The following is a 4,453-nucleotide window of genomic DNA, read 5'->3' as shown; positions in this document are numbered from 1 at the left end:
TTGTATGCTCCCAACATATAAACTGACATACAACTTTTGTGCATTTAAACCAAATACTTGTGTTTCCCCATCACTATAAGCCAACATTTTATATAAAATCCCTTCTTCCAGTTCAGGACCATATTTTAAAATGAGTTCTCTTATTTGCAACAACTTTTCTTTTCTCCAATCGTTTTCAAGCAGTTCGACATATTCTTCAGGGCTCGTTGCTTCGTACTGCATAATGATCTCTCCCAATCCATAAATTTTTTAATGATTTTAGTTTATTACTTGTGATAGACAATGTTCTTATTCGTTATTTGTTTGTATCTGACAAAATAGATCATCAAAATGTACTTCAGTGTTGTATATTATTTAAAGCTATCTTAGCATGAACCAGCTTGTGATCGTGAAAACTTATTTCCAATAAAAGACTTTATAGGAAAAGATTGCTTTTCTTTGTTATCCCTCCTGTTATATCTGTAACTTTCTTCATTCGAACAACAGAACTTATAATTTAATCTCGTTACTTTGTAACACAAAAGAGAGAACTGCCATATCAGCAATTCTCTCTTTTGACGCATATTGTAGTCTGGCTATTTTAAAATTTGACCAACTTTGTCAAGTTTCTTAAAACCTACTTTCTTATGATTTTGAATACCACAACAAATGATTCTAAGTCCAATACTTCAGTACCGCTCCATCTTCCCCTTCAACCGGATCTTTAGCTGGCTTAGCAACAGATGCTACCATTTGTTTGATGGTCTCATAATTTTCTGCTTCGCCTTTTTGTACATCTGGCTCAAGTCCATCAGGATAGGCACCGACTATTTGAAATTCATCGTTTGCATCAATTCGCTTATGAGCTACACCTGCAGGAAGTAGGAGAATATCCCCTTTGGAAAAAGAATAGGTTTCCGCATCTGGTCCGCCAAGCTGAACAATTGCTTCTCCAGCAATACACGCTAATACTTCATGGGTCGTGGCATGAAAGTGATGGTAAGGAAAGATGCCATTTACCCAGCCATTTGAGTAACCATTTTGCTCAAATAAAGCTAACACCTTCTCTGCTGAATTCGAGCCATCTAATAAATCAGTTACTCTTTTGGGATAGTAAAGAACAGGGAGCGAATTATTAGGAAATGGTTGGTTTTCTTCGACATAAAACGTCTCTGCCATAGATCTTGACTTCCTTTCTTATACGTCTAATCAAAAGATACCTTAGTCAAACTCTTCGTATTCATTCGGATGCTGCCCTTCTACCCTGCCAGCTTCCCCTTTATCTAAAGCATCAATTTTCTGACAGTCTTCTTCCGTTAACTCGAAATCAAAAACATCAAGATTGGCTTTTTGGTGTTTTTCAGAAGAGGCTTTCACAATCGGCAATACGTTATTTTGTAAATTCCAACGAATAATAATTTGAGCTGGTTCTTTTCCGTATTTTTCAGCAAGAGCTACAATCGTTTCATTTTCCAATACATCGTTGATCTCACGTCCAAATGGGCTCCATGCTTCTGTCAAGATGCCCATCTTTTTATCGGCTTCGACTAATTCTTTGTTATTAAAGTATGGATGACGTTCAATTTGATTCGTAGCAGGAGTAACGCCCGTTTTTTCAATAATGCGTTCAAGATGTTCTGGCAAGAAATTCGACACACCGATCGTTTTGATCAAACCGAATTTTTGAGCATCTACTAATGCTTGCCAAGCTTCTTCGTATTTATCTTGTTTAGGTAATGGCCAGTGGATTAAATATTTATCAAAATAGTCGATACCAATACGATACAAGGATTCTTGTATCATCTTGATTGCTTTATCGTATTCATGCGCCATACCTGGAAGTTTTGAACTGATAAGCAATTCTTCCCGGGGGAGACTTGAACGACGAATAGCTTCACCAACCATCCCTTCATTCATATAGTTAGTTGAAGTATCGATGAGCCGATAACCCGTAGAAATTGCCGTAAGCACACTGTTCAAACCTTGTGCTCCTTGGACGTTTACTGTTCCAAATCCAATAGCCGGTAAACTTGTTCCATCATTTAAATCGAATTTCTCTATTTTTGTCATCTTATTTTCATCCTTTCTATGAATACTATCTACACTACCTAGTATAAAGGATTAAGAAAAGACTATCATGTAATACGCTTACCCCTTCTTTTAGGTATCATAAAAATCCCCATCACAGCAGGCTAGAATTACTTGCTATTTCTAACCTGCCATAATGGGAAGTCTGATTTTTTTACTGCTTTATTCTTCTATTACATCAGTTCATCTTTAATTTTTCTCGTTTACTCTTCTTTTTTCGTTTCTTTGTTTCATTTCTTTATTTAATTGTTTTTGTGCTTTTTTAGATCCACGGGCTAGGTCTCTCTGCGTTTTTCTCGTTTGATAATCAGTAAACAAATTCTCTAAATCATAGTCTTCTGGATATAATTCATGAGCTGCCATCACTAGTTGAATTCTTTGTCTTGGGACTTCCACAAGATATTCTTCGATATAAACAGTGACATTGTCTGAACCAGTATCTTCATAAACCAAGCCTTTCTTTTGACTTTCTGTAAGCAGAACGCGGTCACCTTTTCCAAAAGAAACTTTCACCTTTTTGACTATTTTAAATTCCATTTCATTTTTCGGGAATTCTTTTCTCTTGGTTTGATAATCTTTATTGTCCATATACTCTTGCGCTTGCTGGATCAAAGAAGATGCCATGTTGACTTTTTTAGCGATCCAAAGAGCTTGACTGTCGCCACTTTCTCCTAAATGTAAAATAAACTTAGGGGTTAAGGTTTCTCGATCAAATTCCATCGCTGCTGGGATAAAGTCTTCATGTTCTTCAGCGAAACGTTTAATCTCTCCATAATGCGTTGTAGTTACGACTAGTGCTCCCTTAGTATATAGTGTTTCCAGAATCGCGATTGCTAAAGAAGCCCCTTCATTTGGCTCCGTTCCGCTACCAATCTCATCTAATAAAACCAACGAATGTCGTTTTACTTTATTCAAGATGAAAGCAATGTTCGTCATGTGCCCAGAAAACGTACTTAACGCATTTTCCATACTTTGGTGATCACCAATATCCACAAATAGTTCATCGAATACTGCAATATCAGTTCCTTCTTGTACAGGAATTTGTAATCCAAACATCGTCATTAAGGTTAATAAGCCCACTGTCTTTAACACAACAGTCTTTCCACCAGCGTTCGCACCAGTGATGACTAAGCCGCGGTGCTCTTTACCTAAAATAAAATCTAATGGAACAGCTCCTTTAGGTAGAAATGGATGAATTCCTTTTTTGATATGGATTATCTCAGATTTATTTACTTTTGGAGTGATTCCATTGATTTCTCGACTATATTTTGCTCGAGCAAAAATAACATCAAAAGCAGTGATTGTTTCCATGATAAATTCAATAATGGGTTCTTTATCAGCCAAGTAACCTGTTAATTCAGCTAAAATTTGATACTCTTCAGCAACTTCTTCAGCTTTTAGCATAATCAAACGTTCATTTAATTTCGCTACAGCTGCTGGTTCAATAAAGACTGTTGTTCCTTTATTGGATTGTTCTATCGTATTTCCAACTATTTTATTTTTGTAACTGGATTTAATTGGAACCGTATAATGTCCATCTTTTTGAATAATCATCCCATCTTGAAGCATTTCTTTATTGCTAGGATGTTTTAAGAATTTCGTCAATTTATCCTGAAGTTCTTTTTCATTTTCACGAATTTGTTTACGAACTTTTCTTAAATTTCTTGATGCAGCATCGCTTACTTTTTGATGTTGAATTTTTTGATACACTTCTTCTTCAATCTCTAATAAACTTGGCAAACTTTTACTATACTGATAAAGCAATGGTGTTTGATATTGGTTTTTTTCAAAAAACTTATTGATCAGCCGGCTGCTTCTAAGAAAATCTGCATATTCAATCAAGTCAGTAGAGGATAAGACCAACCCTTTTTTAACTTGTGCTCTTAAAGAATCAATTCTACTTAGCCCCATAAAAGGCACGTGTTGATTACTATCTAAGATCAAACGCGCCTCTTGTGTTTCTTGCTGCCAAACTTTCACGGTTGCTAGACTTGTTTGCGGCAAAAGCTCTCCAATACGAATTTTGCTATAGTTTCCAATTGCTCTAGCTTGTACTTCTTTTTGAACGTTATTAAATTGTAATTTATTAAGTGTTTCTTTATCCATAGCTCTCTTCCTTTCCAATGAAGAGATACCCGTCCTAAAATAAATAATTAAACCTAGAGAGTACAAAAAAAGACGATAGTCATACATACTATCGTCTTTAGAATATAAAAAATTCTATTTATCGACAGGTATCACTTATAAGCATGCCAAATAAACTTATCGTTTACCGGCTATTCAACTTATTGGTTAGATACCTGCTACACTCACAAAACATATCCCCATTCATCTAGGTTTTATTTATTCTCATTCAAAATATAACAAGTTAATCTTTTTTTGTCAA

General features: G+C 35.4%; 4 protein-coding genes. All 4 read right to left on the bottom strand.

All coding sequences use genetic code 11. The features are described from left to right. Positions 1–222, bottom strand: a 222-nt coding sequence (locus RT405_RS04325) for a DUF1801 domain-containing protein (RefSeq protein ID WP_313467869.1), incomplete at its 3' end; no start/stop codon positions are given. Between the two features lie 432 nt (positions 223–654). Next, positions 655–1,158, bottom strand: coding sequence for a hypothetical protein (locus RT405_RS04320; RefSeq protein WP_313467867.1), 504 nt, complete (start codon positions 1,156–1,158; stop codon positions 655–657). A gap of 42 nt (positions 1,159–1,200) precedes the next feature. Then, on the bottom strand, positions 1,201–2,049 hold the full coding sequence (locus RT405_RS04315; RefSeq protein ID WP_313467865.1) for an aldo/keto reductase: 849 nt from the start codon (positions 2,047–2,049) through the stop codon (positions 1,201–1,203). 207 nt (positions 2,050–2,256) lie between these two features. Next, positions 2,257–4,173 carry an endonuclease MutS2 gene (locus tag RT405_RS04310; protein ID WP_313467863.1) on the bottom strand — a complete coding sequence of 639 codons (1,917 nt, stop codon included), beginning with the start codon at positions 4,171–4,173 and terminating at the stop codon, positions 2,257–2,259. Positions 4,174–4,453: the final 280 nt, after the last annotated feature.

Source organism: Carnobacterium sp. (genome assembly GCF_032094055.1).
Classification (GTDB): Bacteria; Bacillota; Bacilli; order Lactobacillales; family Carnobacteriaceae; genus Carnobacterium_A.
Note: the sequence above shows the minus strand (reverse complement) of the source record. Positions and strands in the feature narration are given on the sequence as shown.

Bases quoted from the DNA above. Each gene is read 5' to 3' on its own strand.
- RT405_RS04320 (WP_313467867.1), bottom strand. From the start codon at position 1,158: ATGGCAGAGACGTTTTATGTCGAAGAAAACCAACCATTTCCTAATAAT.
- RT405_RS04315 (WP_313467865.1), bottom strand. From the start codon at position 2,049: ATGACAAAAATAGAGAAATTCGATTTAAATGATGGAACAAGTTTACCG.
- RT405_RS04310 (WP_313467863.1), bottom strand. From the start codon at position 4,173: ATGGATAAAGAAACACTTAATAAATTACAATTTAATAACGTTCAAAAA.